Origin of the sequence: Paenibacillus agricola, assembly GCF_011440305.1 — a bacterium.
Classification (GTDB): Bacteria; Bacillota; Bacilli; order Paenibacillales; family NBRC-103111; genus Paenibacillus_S; species Paenibacillus_S agricola.
Map to the genome: position 1 here is coordinate 1 of NZ_JAAOIW010000023.1, position 22,404 is coordinate 22,404.

The following is a 22,404-nucleotide window of genomic DNA, read 5'->3' on the forward strand; positions in this document are numbered from 1 at the left end:
ATATTACATAATATACCAAATGGGCAGGCTACCTCTTAGAGGAGATCCACTTTTTGGCAAACGGAGTCAAACTGTTGTTCAGAATATTCCGACTACTAGTATGGATCGGTTTTATGCAACGCTAGTGATTCTTTTCAAATCATCACTTCCATTTATCAATATATTGGAAATTATATCATGACTTTCACCCTAAAATCATCACAAAAATTTCTGCATCTCCTGCTGGCGGCTTCTTTATCCCAGTTAGAAGTACCCCTCCCCCCGAAACGACAAAAAGAGTGGCTGTCTACCACTCTATACTCGCTAATGCTTCAGCCATATCCTTTTCAGTTGTCAAAGTATAGATATTAGTCGTACTTACATGGTCATGGCCCAATATTTGTTGGATTGTAGTCAGTGGTGTATTCTTCACCAGCCTATACCCTAGAGTATGCCTTAGCATATGGGGAGTAACCTTCACCTGAACCCTATCACCATACTTGTTCAATATCAAGTTGACCGCATTCCCTTCAAAGGAGCCGCGCTGTCCTATGAACAAGTATTCAGAGTCGCTTTCCAGCCTAACCTCCAAGTATCGAGTGAGTGCTTTACGAACATCCTTATTTATAGGAAGTGTTCGTTGGGCATTTCCTTTACCGAGTATCCGCAATAACCCTTTACGTTCGCTCATATCTATATCCTTCAGCCGAATACCGACCAATTCGCTTACCCTGATACCTGTACCTATCAACATCTCTATCATACAGATATGCATACGGTTGCCGTGTCGGTGTATCTCGTTGCGGAGTTTCCACAAATCTGTATCCTCTAGCCCTTTATATTGCCGGACGTCCTTATTCCTGACTGCTTCAACGTGTACCTCTTCCTTTATATAACCTTGTTTGAGCATCCAGCGGCAGAATACGTTCATACTGGCTATCTTTCGGTTTATAGTCAGGATTGCTTGATCGCTTCGTTGAAGGATTTTTTTATACTCTACGCCATCCAGTTCGATCAGTTTATCCAACCCATACTCCGTCTTACCTCGATACCAAGCTATGAACGCTAACGTATCCCTCAAGTAGCATGATATCGTATTCTCACTCCGATCCTTACTGCGTAAATGCGCCTCAAACCCCTTTAAATACAGCATATCGCCCCCACCTTTCGCTTGTGTGTCACATCATACCGTTGGTGGGGGAGAAAGTAAAGCGGATACATAACATTTCTTATGGCGGATTTATGCCTATTTTTTAGCCGATTACTGCCCTTTTTGAGGTACATTTCACCCTTTATCTATCGAATAACTGACGACATAACATTATGCATCCGACTCTTCAAAGCCTACCTCGGTATAGTTGGACTCTTCGATAGCCTCATATTCAGCTTCAATTACATCAGCCTCGATCATATCAAGGAATAATTGCTTACGTTCCAACTCAGCAGCCTTCGTATCGATTATGATCTCGCGGCGGTCATTCCATTCATTCGGTGCGCGGTTCTTCAAGTAAAATATCATCGCTGTCGGATTAGGCGGTTGATGGCGTTTCACCTTCTCGATCCGAGTACGTTTTTTTCCATTTTTGTCCTCTTCAATGATAGTTTTGATTTCTTCATACTCATAACCAGTAGCAGCTTTCAAAAGTGAAGTTTCCACGCGAGATATAATAACAGACTTGCTCCATTTAACTAATTCAGCGAGCATCGGATGCTTATCAATATACTCATACCAAGTAGCAGGAGCTATACCGAGATTCTTAACAATTACACCACTGTCCACACCTTCTTGGAACCACTGTTGAATTTCAGCCAATCGTGGATATACATGTGTTTCCCATTTGGTTGGTCGTTCTAACGCTTCAGCAAATTTCGGATGCTTCCGTCTATAATCGCCAAGTGTCCAAATATGGATGTTCAGTCGTTTGGCAATCTCATCATCCGTTAATCCTTCACGTACCCATACTGGGATATCTCTGAGTCGAGGGACAACAAATTGATCATATTTGGTCAGTATCTTTGGTTTGTTCCTTTTTGGTTCATCACCTTTCTTACTCATATGTTACATCACCTCCAAATAAAAAAGAGCCTATACAATGAATGCATAGACGTTTTTATAGTTTTACACTTACTTACAATTAGCTGTTCTGTTTCATTAAAAGCCATACTGCATGTTACTATCGTTCTCCGTTAACTTCATTAGGGGGTTAAGCATTTGCTGAATAATCATATCAATTTCTCACAGACAGACTGCCTCCCGGTTGAAATTCAATTAACGGATTGTATCCACCGGCTCATCGATTCGCCAGCCTTTTCCTTCGACATAGCGCAATTTGATATCTTTTTCTTCAAACTTATCAAAGAGCGGCACTTGGAAATGGAAGGTCTTGGTTCCGTTGCCTTCTTGGATTAGTTTGGCTGTAGCATCGCCCCAAGCAAAAGCACTTCCGCCGTCCGCATTAGGCTGCGCCAATTTCCTTTCGATTTCTACAATGGAACGGGTCTCCGTAAGCTCTTTCCAATAGGATTCCGCTTGCTCAGGCGTATAAAGCTGTTCCACATATTCGATGAATTTAATTTTCGTATCCAAATCACTGCCCATCCATCGATAATCCTGCCCATGTACGTCAAAGGATCCATTTCTGCGATCGCCGCCGCCACCGATGGACATGTGCCAATAGTGGTTTTTTGCGTCTCCTGCTAAGTCAACCGCATCTCGTTCGCCAATCTCCGCGTTTTTCCGCAGTAGTTGGCGATACGCCTCATTTTCAACAATCACGGTTTGATTTATTTCGTCCCATCTGACTTTAGCTCCTAAGGCTTCAGCCAACGCCCGTGCCGGAACTAAAGTGCTCCCATCGATTATCTGAGGAGTGACTTCGGAATGAATCTCGGTGCCGTTGAACATCAACTTCACCACTTTAGGAGCTGCAAACGATACGCCCGAAAAAAGGACGGAACCCAATACAACACCGCTTACAAAAGATTTCCAATTCATTTTCACTTATGTACTACACCCTTTTCTAAATGAATCTTCTCCATGATATACGTAGTCGTTATCCATTACGTTGCAGTTCCTAAACGGAATAAAAAAAACGACTCCCAGGATCTAAAGCGAGTTACTTTTTTGTTTTATCAGGAGAGTAGCAACTTATTGAGCTAACCTGCCACAGCCAGCTAATTTGTATATTTCAACATAGAGCTACATATTTCCTGCCTACAACCTAAAAAGGACTGATTTCTCAGCCCCTATTCCAACTCCGCTTCATATAACAACCCAATATCCCTCAATCACTTTTGCATCCTGCCTTCTTTTACTATCCAAGCACATTATTCTTTCGACCAGCATCCTCTCCAGATTAACGTGAAAGATATTCGATATCTCTTCTTACCCATTCCAAAAGTTCATCGAGTGTATTGATACCCAGCCTCTTCCTCGGAATCCACACTCCATTATTATAGAGAATAAAACTAGATCCACTTAGTCTAATATCGCCAACAATATTTTTTCGTCTGTGATGTTGTTTCTTAGTTGTGCATTCTGCATTAAATAAATCGGATTTTAGATGCTTAATTATTTTAAGCTCAGGAATTTTAGCTAGTGCATTCAATACAACTTGATTATCCATTACATCACCTCATTTTAAGTTGTTGTTTATCTTACAAAATAATTAAGGGAAATATGTTAATATTCAATTCATTACTTAAAATCTATCCTGCCGACTCAGCAACGGTCTCTTGATAGCTACTCTTCATGCCATCCCGAATCAAATATACGCCAGTATCATTTCCAACGTGGGCAATATATCGATTCACAATTACATCTGCATATTTTTCATCCAATTCCATCGTATAGCAAATTCGATCCGTATCCTCACACGCGATTAGCGTACTTCCTGAACCTCCAAATGAATCGAGGACAATATCGCCAATCTTGCTTGAATTTTTAATCGGATAAATAATTAGCGGTATTGGCTTCATGGTCGGATGATGCTCATTACGAAATGGTCGATCAAATTGCCACAGTGTAGTTTGTTTCCTATCTGAGTTCCAGTAATGTCCTGCAGTCGGCTTCCAACCCACCAATACTGGTTCATGCATCCAGTGATAATCTTGCCTTCCCATGACCATCGCTTGCTTAGCCCATATACAACATTGGGATAATTTGAATCCTGATTCTTTATGAGCCTTCCTAAAGTTCAAGCCTTCGCTATCCGCGTGAAAAACATATATACTTGCACCATCATCTGCTACTTCATACATTCGCATATATGCAGCCAACAGAAACTCATAGAATTGTCCATCATCCATCTTATCATTTTGAATTGTTAATGCATCCTTTGTCTTCCCTACGTATGCTACATTATATGGAGGATCGGTGACAATTAACCTGGCTTTCTTCCCGTCCATCAACGTTGCCATATCCTGCTCACTGGTTGAATCTCCAGCTAATAATCGATGCTTACCCAACAACCATATATCACCTTTACGTGTAATTGGATTCTCTGGCAACGCTTGATCAACATCGAATTCATCTTCATCCTGCTCATCGTTCTTATGTAACTCATCAAATAAAGGTTTCTCCTTCGCTTTCGGCGCTTCATCTGGACATGGAATAACCACATCCGAGTTGATGATATTCCGCAACAGGATTTCATTGTCATATACGCTGATCTGGTCATAATCGAAATCTGCGCCCCCAATGCGTAGCGCGGCAAGGGAATGGGCATTGAACAGTACCACCCCATCGATATCTTGAATCCATGTATGCTCCGACTCTACGAATTCCATTTTGAGCGTCTCACTGTAATGAACGATAGGATTGCGAATACCGACAAATCGCCCTTCTCTTCCTTTGGCATAAAATTCTCCCTTATGAAGGAAACCAACGATTTTATCTACATCGCGGTACATTGCCCATTCCATAAAAGCAATAGGATCGACAGCGATAGGGTTTGTAAACCCTCGAACATAAAATTTCCCTTGATAAACATCATTCACAATATCTTGTGCTCGTCCAGCCAGCCATTTTCGCATATGGGGATCACCAAGCATTCCATCGTGTATGTCCAAGGCTTCAGCAAAATAATCTCGCAGCTCATAATCCGATTCCTCTTCATGGGGATACATGCCAAGGTAAGCTTTGATAAATAAAATATTCTGTCCCTTAATAAGTTCTCTCGCTAATTTGGATGTCGGCAGCACAAGACGGTTCAGTTCCTTTGCTGTAAGTGCAAATGCCTGTATATGTTGATAGGCAGTTTGGTATAGGGATTCGTTTCCACCATTTGTTTACTTACAGCAGCTATGGCGATATGCTTGAACCCATAATGATCCTTGAGATCATCGTACTCTTGAATGCTGGAGAACAATTTGTCTTCATCTTTCCCTTTCTCTAGAAACATCTTAAACTGACTGGCAGTGAGGATCAGATCAATCTCCTTAATGGTATGAGGCTTGCCCCACAAATCAGGGATATCTGTGATGTCATGTTTAGCGAAATATGCTTTAAAATCCATTTTCAGCAATAAACCTTTCTGCATCAGGTCACGATATTGAAAAGCGCTTGGCACATAATCGAGTTTTAACTTTTCGCTAATGAGCGTTGCCCATTCAACTGAGCAAAGTCCCATTCCATCAAACAAGTTTGTATCCTGCGAATAATCCTTCATTGCTTCTAACTCTTTGCCTACACTATAAGGAGTTAATGGAATCTGTATGCGTTCCTCCGTCTGTGAAAGTTCATAGGCAGGATAATAGATTCCTTGAAAGTGGGTGTGGGCAATTGGCTTCAATATATCTTCTGTACGGACATACCGATTCTCATCAAACCATTTGCCATGACCCTTGTGAAATTGAAATTGGGATTTAGGTAGTTTAGCAAGAACATCCTGTGACAGTTTATCTTTTGCTTCTGCCTTAGCTAACTTATTCTGCTCTTGTTGTATATCTTGCTGAATCATAAGTTGCTGGATACGTTCATTTTCTTCGGCTTCGTTTTCTTTCTTCTTGTAATTACGTACCTGAAGGACGTTTTCGGTAATAGGCTTGATGGCATCTTCGATTACGCATATTCTAGGCTTGTTCTCGACAATATTAGCGCTGGATAAACACAAACCAATGGAAGCCAGATATTTACTGATGATGGTTTGCTTGATTTGTTTATTTTTACCGAGTGATAAATACTCATCCAATTGGTCTCGCAAGTCTGCTCGAACGAACAAAGTACGTTGAGATCGTTTCATCGAAACACTGCAAATAGAACGTAAATAATGAATATCAGCTATCCATATTCCTTTCTCGATGATCTCAGAAAATGATTTGCGCTTGGCTGGATTGTTGTCTCTGTCGTTGTCTTCCACCATTTCACCTGTTAATATGAAGGCAACAGTAGTATAGTCGTTTCGATTGTCATATTGCGGTGGGAATGGCTTGTTAAGTAAGCGAAACAGGGTATGGTAATATAGGTTCTCTGACTGCTGGATCAAAACAGGTTCTTGTTGTGTGATTATGAATTTGCCATTAGAAATTCCGATGTTGCTTTTAGAAAGCTTAATTTGACGTATGCGAACGATGCTTTTTTTCAAGGTGTTATGACCCTCCGATTAATGTAAAATATACTAAATGACTATATAATTTCATTTGTTACTTTCGAGAGAATATCCACCCTTTTAAGCACGATTATTCCAAAACCCTTATAGAACAAGGGTTTTTAGCTACATCATACTTGCTTTCTATCAATTTAATAAAATAAAAAATATAAAACTCGCTGATTTTCGCTTGTGTTTTAACGCGAATCGTGATAAATTTAAAAAGTAAAAAATATTAGATTATTATATTTTCCTTTAGAGAATGCGATTTTCTGTTTTTGAAATAGGGTCATAGGTTAAAATGGATGCATAAAAATACCTCCTCAGATGGAAATAAGATCATAAACGTGTACCAGTTATTGGGCATACTAATTTAATACTATCACACAGCAAGCCTCAAATGACAGAGGTTTTTTTGATTTTTTAGATCATTTGGAATATAGACATAGAGAAGAACCGAAGGCGATGTGCTCTCGGTTCTTTATTCTAAAATTATAAGTGTGAATTATATCTTTTACGTTTAGTGTACGTTATAAAACATGCCTTTTAACGGTTGTCCTGATCTTCGTTTTGTTTAGCATTTCTTTTCAAATATAGTTCTAAGGATTTAATATATCCATCTGCACTTGGTTCATCAACATGCTTAATATAGCTATTTAGAGTCCTTTCCAAAACATTAACATCTTCCCTGCCAGTGGCTGCAAAAATCGCTTCAGAAAAGTGGCAAACCATGAGGAATTCCAGTTCTTCTTTAATTTCTTGAATACTTAAATTTTCAATATCCAGAATTAATTTATCTACTCTTTTATAGGTTTTAAGTAAATCATCGAGAGTTTCTTTTGGCATTTGTAGCATTTTATTATCTCTCCCTTTAACATTAATACGAAACATTCATTTTATATTGATATAAACTAACTACTCATTTTCTGATCATTACGATTCCTCCATAAAATAATAAAACCAGAAGCAGACTATGCCTCCAGTTCTATTTTCTTACAATATTCGGGGTAAAGCAACAATTTTCCAATTAGTGTGCCGCGGCGCAATACTATAAATAATTAATCCCATTACACAATCCAAAACTTGCAATTCTCTCTCAGATAGTAGCTCCCATCTATCTTCACAGAATCATCAGTAAACTTCTCAACTTTGCCGACTGTATCTAACTCTCCATCGACCCAAACTTCAATATGTGATCGAACGTTGAAAGTCCGTATCGAGCTTACATGGTTTTCTAATCATAATGCTCCATCCTTTATAATTCATATAGATATTACTCAAATGGCTTACCAGTCAACTTTTGAATAACTTTGCAGAACCTCTTCTACTCTCTTGGATAAGCATTACTTCCTGATTTTTCGATACGTAAATCATCGAATTCAATATCCAGACTCCACTGCGTTCCATCAAGTATATGAGGGTCAGTATAGTTATTCTTCCAACTCAAAATACGACATTTACTAATTCCCTCTTTAAAAGTATTCATACTCTCATTATCCATTTGTATCATTAATGCAGGTTCAAAATCATCTCCAACTGCTTCCCAAATTACTTCACTTCTAACAAATTCTATTTTGAATGTATAGCTTGTAACAAAGTACCCACCAATAAAAGCTTCTATCCGTTTAATATTTTCATATTCCGTTTTCATAAAACCTACCTCTCCAATTTAAATCTTGAGCCATATATGATACTGCCTGTTTTGATCATTTAATTGTGTTCCCCAAAGGTGAATGATAAGAAATAAGAACCGAAGGCGATAATAGCCTCCAGTTCTATTTTCTTACAACATTCGGGGTAAAGCAACATTTTTCCAATTTACTCTGCCGCGGTGCAATCCTACAACTCCAACCCATTCAACAAATCCCTCAACGCAACGATCTCTTCCTTTGACAATGTGACACCTTTGCCCATTTTATCGTGCTCAGGTGACCATTCGCGGATGTCATATTTCGGATCGCGGTCATTCCAGCTGATGAGATTGATTTCCTTACTCCAGCCTTTTGCGCCTTCAGATAGAATTCCAATATTTTGAGTGATTTCGAATTTCAATTCTGCCATGTGGTAGCTCCTTCATTTTACTATTTGTTTCATACTTAGTAATGTCAGTTTCCCTAAAATAACATGTTCGCTTAATCCGTATTAAAAGTAATTTTCCAATATTAAATGAATTCTTTAAGCATCCATTGGCCAACCCTTATACTTATCTTTCGCCTCATCCACTAAGGCATTCGTCAAAAATTTCAACATTTCTCCGGTTACTTTTTCGCGATTTAATACTCTGATTACAGCAAGTTTGACTTTTGCTAAAATATCAGTTCGATGAGACTCCGTCCATCCTGCCTTGAATTCTTTCTTCATTTCTTTAAGGACTTTATGCACCAAATCTGCTATGAATTTATTTGTAAACGATTGTTTTTCTAAACTGGCTATAATTTCATAGAATGAAATTTCTTCTTCAGATAAGCCTAAATCTTTACGCTTTTGAACTTCTTTTAATATTTCATTACGCATCTCAACCATTATTCGAACAACATCAGCTGCCGTAATAACTCGATCATGGTAATCCCTTATTGTTTTCTCTAATAGTTCACTCATTTGTTGTGATTGCTTCTTGTTTTTAGGGAAAGTTAACTTTACTTGATTCTCTAAAAGTTGCTTAAATAATTTCAGCCTCAAATCCACATGTGGTTTATCCTTAACATCAAGAATAAATTCTTCGTCCAAAATAGAGATGTCAGGTTTTTCAATCCCCGCAATAGAAAAAATATCTATAGTCCCCTTAACTTCTAAACTGGTATCTATCAATTTTGTGAGTTTCCGTTCAAGTTCTTGTTCAGATTCAAAATCTTTCATACCTACTTTACGTATTTGTGTTTTTACGACTTCATATAGAAGAACTTCATCTACAACAGTTCGTACTTCCATTTGATTTGATACTAATTTATATGCTTTAGAAAGTATTAATTGTGCCTCTAGATAATCCTTTTCGGTATCTGAACCTAAGAATAAAGCAACTAAATCTGCAAGTAAATCCTCCTGTTCAACTTTTCCAAGTGAACGCCAACTCTTGCTACGAAACTGCTGCGGTATTAAAGCTCTTACACCTTCAAGTGATTGCCAAAACAAAATCAAAGCTTCACTCACATCCAACTGTGTGCCTCTAGGGACGGAGCCAAGATTCGTATATTGTTTAGTTGCCTCTTTCAATTGTTCAGCAATGCCGATAAAATCCACAATTTGTCCTCCCTCTTTCTTAGGGAAAACACGGTTAACACGTGCAATCGCTTGGATGAGGGTATGCCCTCTCATAGGCTTATCTACATACAAAAAAGTCATTGGGGGAAAATCTGATCCCGTTAAAAACATATCTACAACAAGACATATCTTTATTGGATCCTCCCAATCTGCTAATCGTTCTTTAAGCACTTTCTTTTCTGCATCATTTTTAATGTGAGAATACTTACTACCTTCCTGTACATCTTTCCATTCAATGGGATCAGTTGTTCTTCCAGTCATGATTATTTCCATTGGTGGACAGTTAGGTATTTTTTTCAATGCGTTATATAATGCTACACAAATTTCACGGCTCATCGAAACAATTAATCCTTTTGCAAAAGGTTGCTCTATTATTGATTCGTTAAAATGTGTAACAATTTCTTCAGCAAGTTTTTGCAAACGCTTTGGTGTACCGACAACCTTCTTCAATGCGGCATACTCACGCTTATATTTCTCTAACGCATCATCACTTGAACCTTGTTCTACAATTTCGGCAAAATCAGTATCAATATTAACGTTTGTTAAATCCAATGGAATCAACTTGGGATCATACATAAGTTTAACTGTGGCACCATCTTGAACAGATTGAACCATATCATATGTGTGAATAATGGGCCCGAATTGCTCTGTAGTGTCCCGACCCATCATAGTGATAGGTGTACCCGTAAACGCAACATGCGAAGCATTGGGAAGTGCCTGTCGTAAATTACTGGCAAATCCTTTTGCTCCATACTGGGTACGATGTGCTTCATCTGCTATAACAATAATATTACCACGGTTCGATAATACTGGATGTACTTCTTCCGTATCTTTTATGCGGAACTTTTCGATAGTGCAGAGTATAATTTGCCCACCTTCATTTTGGAGAAGAACCCGTAAATCATCAGCATTTCCTGCCTGTTCAACATTTCCAACGAATGAGTAGGCTGATGAGAATGTTTTAAACAGTTGTTCATCCAAATCTGTTCTATCTACTTGTAACACAATAGTTGGATTTTCTAAATCCTTAGATTTCCTCAACAGGTTTGCTAAAAACAACATTGTAAATGACTTTCCTGAACCTGTGCTGTGGAAAATGGTTCCAATTTTGTGATTTCCACCAATTCCAACTGCACGAAGTGCTTCTTGATAAGCAATAGTGGCTCCAAAAAATTGATGATATTTGGCACCAATTTTTGTCGATTTTTCCTTATCCTTTTTAAAGAAAATAAAGCGTTGTATGTATCTTAAAAGGCATTCTTTATTCATTAATCCTTCAATAAGTGTTTTCATTGAATGAACAGGATTGTTTTCAATATGATGTCCATCCTTTGATTTCCATTCTGCAAAGTATTCCATTTTCGCAAATGGCATTCCATGCATAGTACGAACACCATCCGCAATAACTACAAAGGCGTTGTAATTGAACAATTGAGGAATATCTTTAACATAGTGTTGTAATTGCAAATGTGCACCGTGCACTGACGGATCCTCTCGATAAGGACTCTTTAATTCAAACACAACAAGTGGTAAACCATTTACAAATATATTGACATCAGGACGACGAGAAAAGTGTCCATCAATCGCAAGCTGGTTCATAACCACGAAATCATTGTTTGTTGGCGTGTCCCAATCAATAGGAAGGACATCGATAAGCTTTGTTTCACCGACTTCTTCATAAGAAAACGTCATCCCTTTTACTAACCTATCGTGAAACCGCTCATTTCTTTTCTCTACAGAAAGACCATCGACTGTTGTAAATAAAGAAACTAATCGAGGAAGCTCACTATTTGGAATTGAAGGATATTTATGATGAAGAAACGCCTTTAAGCGTTCCTCCATCACTACATCTCTCAAACTCTCTCGTGCCATCCACTCATACGCCGGTATGTAGGTATAGCCTTGTAACTTCAAACGTTCTATCGTTGTTTCCTCAAAATCAGATTCGTACAATCGATTCTTTGTCAACTGCAAGCACCTCTTTTATCATGTTGGCTGCTTCTTTCACTTCAATTTCACCCGATAGTAGGCGTGGTAAGAGATAATCCCTGGTGTCAATTAATTGATTTATAATTTCCGAGTTTATCTTGTACAATTTATCCCATTTTTTTACCTTTTCCTCAAATAAATCAATAATATTAGGATTAGGTATGGTAACTTTCAGATTCTCTAATTCTGATTTATTTATAGAATTGAAAATTGTACCTGATCCATGAGAATCTTCTGATTTAAATATGTTTTTTAATGTATATAGTAAAAATGAATAGTTATTATCTTTTGGCCTAATAGCTGCCAGTCCACGTCCTATAACCATTTCACTTGGAGCAATATTAATTCTTCCCACAGGTGCTCTCACACTCGTTAAAATATCATTTTCGTTTGCCACACGCAATATTTTTGAACTGTACACTGTATGTTGTGGGAACCGTTCTTCAAAACCTGTAACTCCTTGATGGAATGGTAATCCTTCATAATCAACATTATAAAACTCGGATTTGGGTGATTGTCCCATAATAATTAATGCTATATCTTTAAGAGATTGAACTTTCCATCCATTCGGAATATCTCCAAGTTCGCTTTCTTCAAATTCACTATCTTTAAAGGGGCCAAAATCAACAAACCAATGTTTATAAAGTGTTTGGGCCATTTGTTCTAAAGTCTGATTAATATTTCTATTCAATTCTATTTTTGCATCTACTTTTTTTAAGATTGATGCAATTGCAACTTGAGTTGTAAAAGCAGGCAAACTAATTTCAAACTCTTCAATCACACCCTTGGTTAAAGCCTTCCTAGTTCCACCATGAACTAAATTTAATAATCTCTCTTTATTCTTTCTTTCATTAAGTGCATACATTACATATTCAGGGGAGTTTGTGGTATTTACTCTAATAATACAAACATGCTGATTGACTCGAGCAGGGAGTAATTCATTGGGTACAGTACAGCACCTTCCTACAGAATCACCGGTGATATTCAATAAAATATCTAGCTGTTCAATAGTTACATTTCTAAGAAGTTGCCCTTCTTTATAATCCAAATAAACTAACCCATCTTTTTCGAATTTATAATCATATATATTTTGACTCCTGATTAAAGTGATACCGTCTTGAATATAAACAGCTTCACCGCCTCTCGGAGTCGATCCACTTCCTATTTTGAGAGTAATATTTTTTAGTTTTTCCATCTTAAAACTTGTCAAACTAATCCCTCCAAGTCTTTTAAAATACCTTTTTGGAGGTGATTACTTTCTTCAAATTGCTCTTTCAATTGCTTCATTAATTCTGCCAACTTATCCTCAAATGGCACACCATCTTCTTCTTCTAACTCCGTTCCAACATACATACCTGGTGTTACCTTGTAATCTTGATCTTTTACTTGTTCGATTGTTGCAATTTTACAGAACCCTGCAATATCTTCATACATACCTGCTTCCTTCCGAAATTGGTGATATTTACTAGCAATTTCACTGATCTCACTTTCAGTTAACGTTTTTTGGCGACGAGAAACCATCCCACCCATCTTACGTGCATCAATAAATAGAATTTCTTGTTTGCGATTGCGGTATGATCCTTTTCCATCTCGATTTTTACTTAAGAAAAACAAGCAACATGGAATCCCTGTTGTGAAAAATAACCTTTCAGGTAACTGAACAATACAATCAACATAACCTTTCTCTATTAAAGCTTGTCGAATTTCCTTTTCACCTGTTGTATTTGTTGTCATAGCACCGTTTGCCATAACAAATCCAGCCGTTCCAGTTTGATTTAGATGGTATAAGAAATGCTGCATCCATGCATAATTCGCATTAGAGTTTGTTACCTTAATACCTTCGACACCTAATTGATTAAAACGCGGATCATTATTAGCAATACGATCAGCCCCCCAATCTTTCATATTGAAAGGTGGATTAGCGATTACGTAATCAGCTTTTAAATCACTGAACTGAGGTTCCAATAATGAATCACCTAGCTTAATATTCGCATTAATACCATGTAATAACACATTCATCTTACCTAATCTAACAGTCGTTTCCTTAATTTCTTGACCATAAAAGGAAAGGTTTCTATTGTGACTGGAATAGTCATCTGATTGAATGAACATACCACCTGATCCACAAGTTGGATCAAAAACTGTACCTACCCTTGGAGCCAACATTGCAACTAATAAACTTACAATAGCAGATGGTGTGAAGAATTCCCCACCGCGAGCACCTTCACTAGATGCAAAGTTACCAATAAAATATTCGTAGACACGCCCAAGTACATCGACACTTGATTCACTATTTGCACTAAATACATCTTTAGAGAAAATGGTAATGAGTGCAGCTATATTTTCAACTGGCAGTGACGTTGCTTGTTGAAAAATTCTTGGAAGTGTACCTTCAAGTTCTTTGTTTGTTTCCTCTATTAACTTCATTGCATTATCAATAATTTCTTTAATATTCGGTTGGTTGGCGTGTTTTCTAATGTAATCCCAATGCGTTTCTTTTGGAATCATAAATACGTTATCTTCACGATATAACTCTTTCATACTTAAGAACATTTCTTTCATAGTTTCATCTTCAGCAGCATAATACTCACTTTCCGGATCGTTTATCATTTCCGTAATCTTTGCTTTGCGCTTATCATATCGTAATGATAAATAACGCATAAAGATTAAGGGTAATACATAGTGCTTATAGTCAGCTGGAGCAATTGGTCCCCGCAATTGATTGGCCGCATCAAATAATTCATTTTGAAAATCAATATCCGCCTTTAATATTTGGCTCATTCCACTATCTCCTTCTACATTCTTAAATAATTTTTGTTATCCCCATGCTTTTGTTTATAACCTTATAATCTTGCAGCTATTTCATTTTAGCTAAAAGTATTGTGTATTGTTGTGATTCTTCATTATAACCTATCTCTTCTGAAATCAATATCACTTTGAAAATAGTCCTTTAGACTTATATTCCACAATCCAACTGAAAATTCCTTTATTCGACAGATTATTTCCACCATTATACATCATCTCACCGACACCAATCTATCAGCAAGAGTAAGTACGCATTAAAAAAAACTCCGCTAGGGAGTCTCAATTGCCATGATTATTATTTCACCATTTTCATAATAGCTTCCTTGCCTTCGCTATTACTTTATCGGTATAGCATGAAAGAAAAAGGAGACGCCTATATAGTATAATACGTCCCCACCACGAACTCCTCATTTTATATAGCATCTCTCTGGATAACCTCATGTGTTAACAAGGACATATCCATTACATCAACTTCCCTGTACTGTTTAGTTAATAGCTTATCAAAGATTGCATTAACATGTGCTTTTGTAAAGAGTTGATTTTTATTAGTAAAAGCCTGAAATAACCAATGCAAGTAATTATTTTTTGCTAATTCAACTTCCAGATAATGCTCCCTGTATTTTGAATGGAGATAAGTTAAAACCTCCGTCGTGATGAAGAGTGGTTTAGTTCTTATCGGCTCATTTAGCTGATCCTCAAAATGCTTAATCGTCGTCTCAACCTGAGCTTGATTAAAACAGTTTGAGATAAATATATGCCCGCTTAATTGCTTTTGCTTTGCATAGTTTCGTATTAAATCTGAGTCATTGAGATCACTCACGTATTGAACTGCTTTTCTATTCTCACTGATCTCTAAAGGATACCCTTCATTTTTGTATGCCAGTTTAAAGTCGAATGAAAATGCATACCTTTCTTTATCATCTCTGACGTAGGATAAAGAAAAGACCCCCTCAGGTATTTGTTTACCACTCTGTTGCTTACCCCATTTTACTGAATTCGGGAACATATCCTTCAGGAGAGCAAATCCATCATCCTCTAAATCGCCGGGTGTATATTTTTTCTTATCGATTTTGGCCGGTTCACCTTCGATAGTACAAATCGATTCGTACGCTTTGTTTGCTGCGGAAGCTAAGTAATTCTTGGCCCTCAAATCTAGGTTCATAAATATGTAATCAAAGAACGATTTCAGTTCATTATCTTTTTGAACATAAAGTTTTCCAAAGCTTATGGCCTGAATACATTCATTTGAATATTTCGCAATGAACTTTTCTTGTTGCCCCACAGAAACTATGATTAATGGTGTCATCATTTTATGAAGCTTTGTTAAGAGTCTCCCATCAATTGTTTGCTCAGTAACTAGGATTTGAAGAAGCTTTTGGTCAGTAGTACGTTCTAATCTAATTAATTTTAGAGTGGTCTCACCATGAGTTAAACTCGAATCATCATGCATTATCCAATTACCATCGCTACACCAAACTCGTAATCTCCTCTTAACTTCCCTTTTTATTTTAGGGGCGTCAATAATGGTTGAAGTACTGGTCACTTTTCTTAAAGGACTGTCACAGAGAGGGCATTCATCTGTCTGCACACTTTGGTCATCGAACTTTGCCTCATGAGGACAGCCACTGCTTGTACATTCAACGTATGTCTCTGTATTGTTTTTTAGATATGCATGCTTAATAAGTGAATCGTAGACTTCTTTTGTGTCTTCATGATTATGCTTATGATTTTCACGTTGCCCCATCACATAATCAATTAGATCCGCTTGCCCATCTGAAAATTTGCTGTTTGCAATTTCCTGGAACATCGGTATTCCAAATTTTTCAAGGAACTTTGTCTTAATCCCCTCAAGTGTGTCCTTTTCAATCAAACTATCGTCCATAGTAAAAATTACGTTACCATTGTCCTGAACTATTGAACGAATAGTCCGGCTAACACCAAATGACTTAAACGAAATTGAAGCAAGATCTTTAATACTTTCAACGTTCACACAGCCTTTATCACTAGCATCCATTACCGAAGGCCAGACATCCATGTTTTTAGTCTGTAATGTAAGCTCAGGCGAGTTCACAATTGGACTACCACGAAAAACAATTTTCTCAACAAGGAAATCACTAACAGCTTTACCGATAGCTGTTTTACCATTCAGAACAGTTTCGATAAATACAGATTTGTCATACCCGTTAAAAACATCAGTTGAATAGGTGGTCAATACACCTTCAAAAGTATTTTCAATATATTTCTTTATGGCTTGACTTTCAAACTGAACTTTTGTTTTAATTTCTACTTTCCCATCATCGGAGTCCATCTCAAACATAAGAGTATTTACTTCCTGATGTCTGATTGCTTGTTTGTAGTCAGCTATCGAAGTGTCATTAACTTGTTTATATAACAATCCTATAAACCGGCTTTCCCCAATGGCACAATATGAATGAATTCGATATTTATTTGTCTCTTTTGAACCCTTATATAATAAATTGCAAAGAGTATCCTCAAATCCCTTTTCAATAAGCACTTTTCTAGCCTTACTTGAATCTAATTTTTTATCTAAAGCAAATATATTCCCAGTACCACGAACAGTCCAATAGTGATAAGTCAATAACGAGACTAATTGTGAAGGTGTTTGTTCAAATAAATGATGCAGTTGTGCTAGTGGAGATTTGTAGCTTTGCAATTCGGAATTTGATTGGTAAAAATTTGGTATGGTTCTCTTCTTTCGATTTTGAAAGTCACGCAACAAAAGAGAAAGAACCAGCTTTTGCTCCGATAGGTTTACTAACTCATTAGTTGTTGCTTCTTTGTCCTCTGAATTTGTTAATACTGTACCAGTTGCATCAGCAAACTCCTTCAATTCGTCCAAAGACATTGCTTCAAGAAATTGTCGTAACTGTTTTGACTTTTGTTCGTTATCTATTTCATTTATAGCATCAAACCGAACCCCTAGTTCCCGCCAAAATAAATCATTGACACTGCTGTGTTCCTTATACACTCCGTTTGCGGACATTTTCCACACCCCAATCCTACATATACTGGAATTTCTGTAGATCTCTTATCAGCGTATAGTATGATTGTGGTGCTAGTCAAACAAAATCTTCCATCCCTCAACAGAGTTCGTCAAAGTTCGTTTTCTAATTCTTTACAAGTTATCTCCATTAACCTAAAGTCCCGTAAACTAAAAGCATTTCGTATCCTACGCTTTAAATTCATCCTCATTTATGATTCCTTTTATAAACTACATCCCCCCGATATATCCTTACCACACACTCCACATGTGTGGAGACGGTAAAAGGGATATATTAATTTGCGGATGAATATTCTATTAAGCTGATTAATCATTACAGCTTTATTATTTTTGCAATTTCTTTTTCTGTTCTTTAATTCTACTTACTGGGTCCCCAACAAATATTTGTGTATGGGGAGGGACACCTTCACGAATTTTGATAGCTAGTAGGTTTAAATTTTTGACCATTTCTAACTGTTCATTTTCTTCAATATGAAATTGAACGCCGTATTCATAAACTTCGCCACCCTCTATTTCATTACTCCATGCAATATTCCCGTGAAGTTCATAGGCTCGATTTAATATTTCCGTGCTAAATTTTAAAATAATGTCATCATTAACAGGTAATTTAACTCCCATTAAAAATTTCAGTCCACTTGGTCCTATATTTATTATAAACACTTCTGTACTGCCCAGATCAACTCTCCTTCCCTTAAACATGGAAATGGTCATTCCTGCCACCAATGGATTTTTAAGATTAACCCGAAAGTATCCTCTGCGGTTTGCAATCAGTTTCTCTTGTTTTGTTTTCGATGATTGATTTATCATTAGTTTATTCTTCAATAAGTGCATAAATTCTTCAGGATCAATAGGACGACTGAAATAATATCCTTGAATCTCGTTACACTTTTTTTCCTTCAAAAAGGCATATTGTTCAGCAGTCTCTACACCTTCTGTAACAACATTAATATGCAGCGCTTTGGCTAAATTCAGGATACATTCAATAATGCTTTTATTAACGGGATCGGTTAAAATCTCCTCAACAAATGATTTATCAATTTTAATGGTATCCAGCGCTAATCGTTTAAGCAAATATAAGGAAGAATAACCTGTACCGAAATCATCAAGTGAAACTTTTATTTTCCGTTTCTTTAACTCAACCAGTAGTTGGATCACTTCTTTTTCATTACTAATGAAGGAACTCTCCGTAATCTCAATTTCTAACCGATCAGGTGAAATTCCTGACTCCTCAACAATTTGATCGATACTTTGCAATATATTTTGTTTCAATAACTGTTGTACTGAGAAATTGACCGAGACTGTAATTGGTGGAAGCCCCATGTCTTGCCACTGTTTATTTTGTTTACAGGCTTCACGCAATACCCATTCGCCGATGGGAACAATGAGACCAGTTTCCTCTGCAATCGGAATAAAATCTGTTGGAGAAACAAGTCCCCAGTCAGGATGATTCCACCTAATTAAGGCTTCTGCCCCGAGGATTTCAGTGGTGTTAGTATCTACACGAGGCATGTATTGTAGGAAAAATTCATTTTTATCTAATGCTTTTCGAAGATCGTTGCTTAAAGTAAATTTCTTAAACGATTCAATGTTTAAAGAAGATGAGTAACATTGAGCCTGATCTCTCCCCTGCGATTTTGAAAAATAAAGTGCGGCATCCGCATTTTTAAGTAAGGTTTCTAATGTACTACCATCTTCTGGTGACATACTGATACCGATACTTGCCGTTATATTTAATTCGTAACCTTTAATAATAAATTCTTCTTTGGTTATTTGATTGATTTTGTCCGAAAAAGACATTATTTCATGAATATTATTCACTTCGGTTACCACAATACAAAATTCGTCTCCGCCTAGACGATAAGAGGTTTGACCTTCACCTAAACAGTTCTTCAATTTATTTGCAAATTGCTTTAACAACGCATCACCAACAGAATGTCCAAGTGTATCATTAACGATCTTAAAACGATCCAAATCAATTAACAGAACTGCTAGTTTTTTATCATAAAATTGAGCCAAGATTAATTGTTTGTCAAGTTGTTCTTCAAACATCCTCCGATTAGGAAGATCGGTTAAATAATCATGGTAAGCCAAGTATTGATTTAACTCCTCTGTTTTCTTCCGTTCTGTAATATCCAAAACAGTACCTAATATAGCTATTTTCCCATTATGAAGTATTCTTGTATAATAAACTTCGCAATTAATAATGGTTCCATCCTGTTTTATCCCCCTGTGACTAATGTTCCTGATTGATTGTTCTATACTCAACTTTAAGATTTTACTAGAAATAGCTTCTCTATCTTCCGGGTGTATAATCTCCCATGCATCAACATCTATTAAAGAGTTAAAACCTAACATTCTATTTAATTGGGGATTTGTATATACAAAGAGGTTATTTTGAACAATAAAAACTCCGACTGCAGATTCCTCTACTATACTTCGATATTTTGTTTCAGTTTCTAATATCAATCTTCCCATTTCTTTTTTTTCTGTAATATTCTTAGCTATGCCGTATACGCCTACAAGTTCGTTATTAATTATAATAGGAATATTGGTGATATAAAGATCTATGCATTCTCCATTTTTATGAATACCCGTTGTTTCATAATTTTGCGGCAGACGCATCCTGATTGTTTTCATAAAGTGATCTTGAGTTTTTTGCAAGTATCCTATTTCTATAAGATGCTCGAAATTCCCATTTAATAGTTCTTCTTTTGAATAACCAAACATATCTTGAAGAGCTGAATTACATGACAAAAAATTCCCATGAAGATCAAAAGAAAACACAGCATCAGGATTATTTTCAAATAATGACTTATAATATTGTTGTTCTTCAATTAATTGTAATCGAAGATTTTTATTCTCCGTTATATCTTGAATTGTACCTAATGCTCCATTGGAGAAAAATTCTGTACTTTCGACAACATATCTTACTTCCCCATTGGGACGAACTATTCGATATTCAATTTCATAGGGTGTTTTAGCCTCATCAGATAACGAAAATGTTTCAAATACTCGTTTTCGATCATCAGGATGCTTAAAATTAAAAATCTCTTCCAGCTTTACCGTTAAATCATTATCGATACCGTGTATAACAAACATTTGTTTTGACCATGAAACCTTGTCAAGCAATTGATCATACTCCCAATACCCCACGTTGGCTATTTTTTGGGCTAACTCAAAACTCTTATCTTTTCTTTTAAGTATTTCAATTAATTCTTCTTTGTCATTTGTTGTTAAAATTTCGTCTTTTTTTATATTATATTTTTTTCCCATTTTCCTTCTTCACTTCCTTTTTGGAGCATTCAGCAGTAACCTGATGTTTTTAGAAAAATGATTTGGTGAATGAAAAAGATTACATTAAATTATTCTCTAAGAAAGTCTATTTTCCTTCAAAAAACTACAAAATTAGACCTTTTATTTAGTATATTAAATTTTGCAGGGGAACTAACAGGCAAGGTTATACGCGGTAGTGTACGAGTCTATTATAACTCGTCAAGTCTCAAGGTTCCCTTAATCGCTCTTTACTATCGTCTCGGCTTTTTTATATTTGACTAAACATGGTTGTTTATAACTTTGAAAATTCTTTTGAAAAGAATTTGGTTACAATTGGCTTTCTATTGATAAAGATATAGTATAAAATGTACTAAAACTCGGTTTATGTCGAATATTATTCGCCAATATCTTAATCTAACTATAATTAAACTTCAGTAAAAAAAATGTTACTGCGAAAGACGTTATCATCGAATTGGAAAGACAAGGGGGAAATTAAATGGATCATCTCTTATATAACACTGAAATGTTTATAACTGATCAGAAGAAACTGGAACAAGAACAATTTAGAATTATTGCTGAAAATTCCAGTGATTTGATTAAAATAATTGATATAGAAGGATATATTGATTACGCCTCACCATCTCACTTGTATATCCTTGGACAAGATCCAAGAGGGTTTCTTGGAAGGGCTGTGTCTGATTCCATTTATCCAGCTGATTTATCCAAGTTTAAAAATGCTATTGGGGAAGTATTGAAGAATAAAGAACCCGTTGTTGTGGAACTGAGAAAACAACATAAACAAGGACATTGGATTTGGTTAGAAGCTTCTTGTTCTCCAGTAATTAATGTAGAGGGAGAAGTTAAGAGTATTGTTTTAGTCACTAGGGATATAAGTGAAAGAAAAGAATATGAGAAAAAATTAGAAATTATGGCCTATCACGATTTTCTTACAGGGCTATACAACAGGAGAAAATTAATACAGAAATTAAAAATATCTATTGAAAAAGCGACAAAAAAGAATCAAAAACTTGCAATTTTAATGATGGATTTGAATAAGTTTAAATGGATTAATGATAATTTAGGTCACGATGCGGGGGACATTGTACTTCAAGAGTTCTCGAAACGTTTAATGAGTTGTAAAAGAGAAGGAGATATTTTAGGTAGATTAGGTGGTGATGAATTTGCTCTTCTAATGAATGATCTAAGGGATGAAAATGAAGTATTTGAAATAATTGATCGCATTTCAGCATCTCTGAAGGAACCGTGTGTTTTAAAAAATGATCAGTATCATATATCAACTAGCATTGGGGTGTCATTTTTTCCTGAACATGGGCATTTACCATCGCAGCTTTTAAAATGCTCGGATATAGCTCTGTACAAAGCAAAAAGTGTAGTCACAAATAATTACTATTTTTATCAATAAAAATATGTTTTCTATACCAATTCATAAGTAAATTCCCCCCTCATCAATTGGTTCCAATAGTACTTGCC

At 36.4% G+C, this 22,404-nt stretch carries 15 protein-coding genes; 1 reads left to right on the forward strand and 14 read right to left on the reverse strand.

Translation table 11 applies throughout. The features are described from left to right. Positions 1-286: 286 nt before the first annotated feature. From G9U52_RS34330 to G9U52_RS34395, 14 genes are all read right to left on the reverse strand, one after another. Positions 287-1,132: a tyrosine-type recombinase/integrase gene (locus G9U52_RS34330; protein WP_166156506.1), complete on the reverse strand. Its 846-nt coding sequence runs from the start codon at positions 1,130-1,132 to the stop codon at positions 287-289. Between the two features lie 168 nt (positions 1,133-1,300). Next, on the reverse strand, positions 1,301-2,035 hold the full coding sequence (locus G9U52_RS34335; RefSeq protein ID WP_166156509.1) for a transposase: 735 nt from the start codon (positions 2,033-2,035) through the stop codon (positions 1,301-1,303). Between the two features lie 213 nt (positions 2,036-2,248). After that, positions 2,249-2,974: a DL-endopeptidase inhibitor IseA family protein gene (locus tag G9U52_RS34340; RefSeq protein ID WP_243767735.1), complete on the reverse strand. Its 726-nt coding sequence runs from the start codon at positions 2,972-2,974 to the stop codon at positions 2,249-2,251. Between the two features lie 361 nt (positions 2,975-3,335). Then, entirely contained in the window at positions 3,336-3,605 is a 270-nt protein-coding gene (locus G9U52_RS34345; protein ID WP_166156515.1) for a hypothetical protein, read from the reverse strand. An 82-nt stretch (positions 3,606-3,687) separates the two neighbouring features. Further along, positions 3,688-5,181 carry a DNA-methyltransferase gene (locus G9U52_RS40475; RefSeq protein WP_311764975.1) on the reverse strand — a complete coding sequence of 498 codons (1,494 nt, stop codon included), beginning with the start codon at positions 5,179-5,181 and terminating at the stop codon, positions 3,688-3,690. Positions 5,182-5,189: 8 nt separating this feature from the next. Beyond that, a complete protein-coding gene (locus G9U52_RS34355) occupies positions 5,190-6,563 on the reverse strand; it encodes an RNA dependent RNA polymerase (RefSeq protein WP_166156518.1) in 1,374 nt (457 codons plus the stop codon). A 549-nt stretch (positions 6,564-7,112) separates the two neighbouring features. Continuing rightward, on the reverse strand, positions 7,113-7,457 hold the full coding sequence (locus tag G9U52_RS34360; protein ID WP_207953386.1) for a hypothetical protein: 345 nt from the start codon (positions 7,455-7,457) through the stop codon (positions 7,113-7,115). 433 nt (positions 7,458-7,890) lie between these two features. Further along, on the reverse strand, positions 7,891-8,217 hold the full coding sequence (locus G9U52_RS34365; protein ID WP_166156524.1) for a hypothetical protein: 327 nt from the start codon (positions 8,215-8,217) through the stop codon (positions 7,891-7,893). 188 nt (positions 8,218-8,405) lie between these two features. Next, positions 8,406-8,627, reverse strand: coding sequence for a YdbC family protein (locus G9U52_RS34370; protein WP_166156527.1), 222 nt, complete (start codon positions 8,625-8,627; stop codon positions 8,406-8,408). A gap of 114 nt (positions 8,628-8,741) precedes the next feature. Continuing rightward, positions 8,742-11,792, reverse strand: a complete 3,051-nt coding sequence (locus G9U52_RS34375; RefSeq protein WP_243767731.1) for a type I restriction endonuclease subunit R — start codon at positions 11,790-11,792, stop codon at positions 8,742-8,744. Continuing rightward, positions 11,764-13,023, reverse strand: coding sequence for a restriction endonuclease subunit S (locus G9U52_RS34380; RefSeq protein ID WP_166156530.1), 1,260 nt, complete (start codon positions 13,021-13,023; stop codon positions 11,764-11,766). The genes G9U52_RS34375 and G9U52_RS34380 overlap by 29 nt, the downstream gene beginning before the upstream one ends. Beyond that, positions 13,020-14,594 (reverse strand): type I restriction-modification system subunit M, encoded by a 1,575-nt coding sequence (locus G9U52_RS34385; RefSeq protein WP_166156533.1) that lies wholly within the window; start codon positions 14,592-14,594, stop codon positions 13,020-13,022. Before G9U52_RS34385 ends, G9U52_RS34380 begins: the two co-directional genes overlap by 4 nt. Positions 14,595-15,030: 436 nt before the next feature. Further along, the gene (locus tag G9U52_RS34390) at positions 15,031-17,622 is read right to left on the reverse strand and encodes a hypothetical protein (protein ID WP_166156536.1); all 2,592 of its coding nucleotides are present in this window, start codon (positions 17,620-17,622) and stop codon (positions 15,031-15,033) included. 342 nt (positions 17,623-17,964) lie between these two features. Continuing rightward, on the reverse strand, positions 17,965-20,913 hold the full coding sequence (locus tag G9U52_RS34395) for an EAL domain-containing protein (RefSeq protein WP_166156539.1): 2,949 nt from the start codon (positions 20,911-20,913) through the stop codon (positions 17,965-17,967). Positions 20,914-21,409: 496 nt separating this feature from the next. On the opposite strand from G9U52_RS34395, the gene G9U52_RS34400 reads away from it, so the two are divergent. Then, positions 21,410-22,336, forward strand: a complete 927-nt coding sequence (locus tag G9U52_RS34400) for a sensor domain-containing diguanylate cyclase (protein WP_166156542.1) — start codon at positions 21,410-21,412, stop codon at positions 22,334-22,336. The last annotated feature ends 68 nt before the right edge of the window (positions 22,337-22,404 follow it).

Bases quoted from the DNA above. Each gene is read 5' to 3' on its own strand.
- G9U52_RS34330 (WP_166156506.1), bottom strand. From the start codon at position 1,132: ATGCTGTATTTAAAGGGGTTTGAGGCGCATTTACGCAGTAAGGATCGG.
- G9U52_RS34335 (WP_166156509.1), bottom strand. From the start codon at position 2,035: ATGAGTAAGAAAGGTGATGAACCAAAAAGGAACAAACCAAAGATACTG.
- G9U52_RS34340 (WP_243767735.1), bottom strand. From the start codon at position 2,974: ATGAATTGGAAATCTTTTGTAAGCGGTGTTGTATTGGGTTCCGTCCTT.
- G9U52_RS34345 (WP_166156515.1), bottom strand. From the start codon at position 3,605: ATGGATAATCAAGTTGTATTGAATGCACTAGCTAAAATTCCTGAGCTT.
- G9U52_RS34360 (WP_207953386.1), bottom strand. From the start codon at position 7,457: ATGTTTCGTATTAATGTTAAAGGGAGAGATAATAAAATGCTACAAATG.
- G9U52_RS34365 (WP_166156524.1), bottom strand. From the start codon at position 8,217: ATGAAAACGGAATATGAAAATATTAAACGGATAGAAGCTTTTATTGGT.
- G9U52_RS34370 (WP_166156527.1), bottom strand. From the start codon at position 8,627: ATGGCAGAATTGAAATTCGAAATCACTCAAAATATTGGAATTCTATCT.
- G9U52_RS34385 (WP_166156533.1), bottom strand. From the start codon at position 14,594: ATGAGCCAAATATTAAAGGCGGATATTGATTTTCAAAATGAATTATTT.
- G9U52_RS34390 (WP_166156536.1), bottom strand. From the start codon at position 17,622: ATGTCCGCAAACGGAGTGTATAAGGAACACAGCAGTGTCAATGATTTA.
- G9U52_RS34395 (WP_166156539.1), bottom strand. From the start codon at position 20,913: ATGGGAAAAAAATATAATATAAAAAAAGACGAAATTTTAACAACAAAT.
- G9U52_RS34400 (WP_166156542.1), top strand. From the start codon at position 21,410: ATGGATCATCTCTTATATAACACTGAAATGTTTATAACTGATCAGAAG.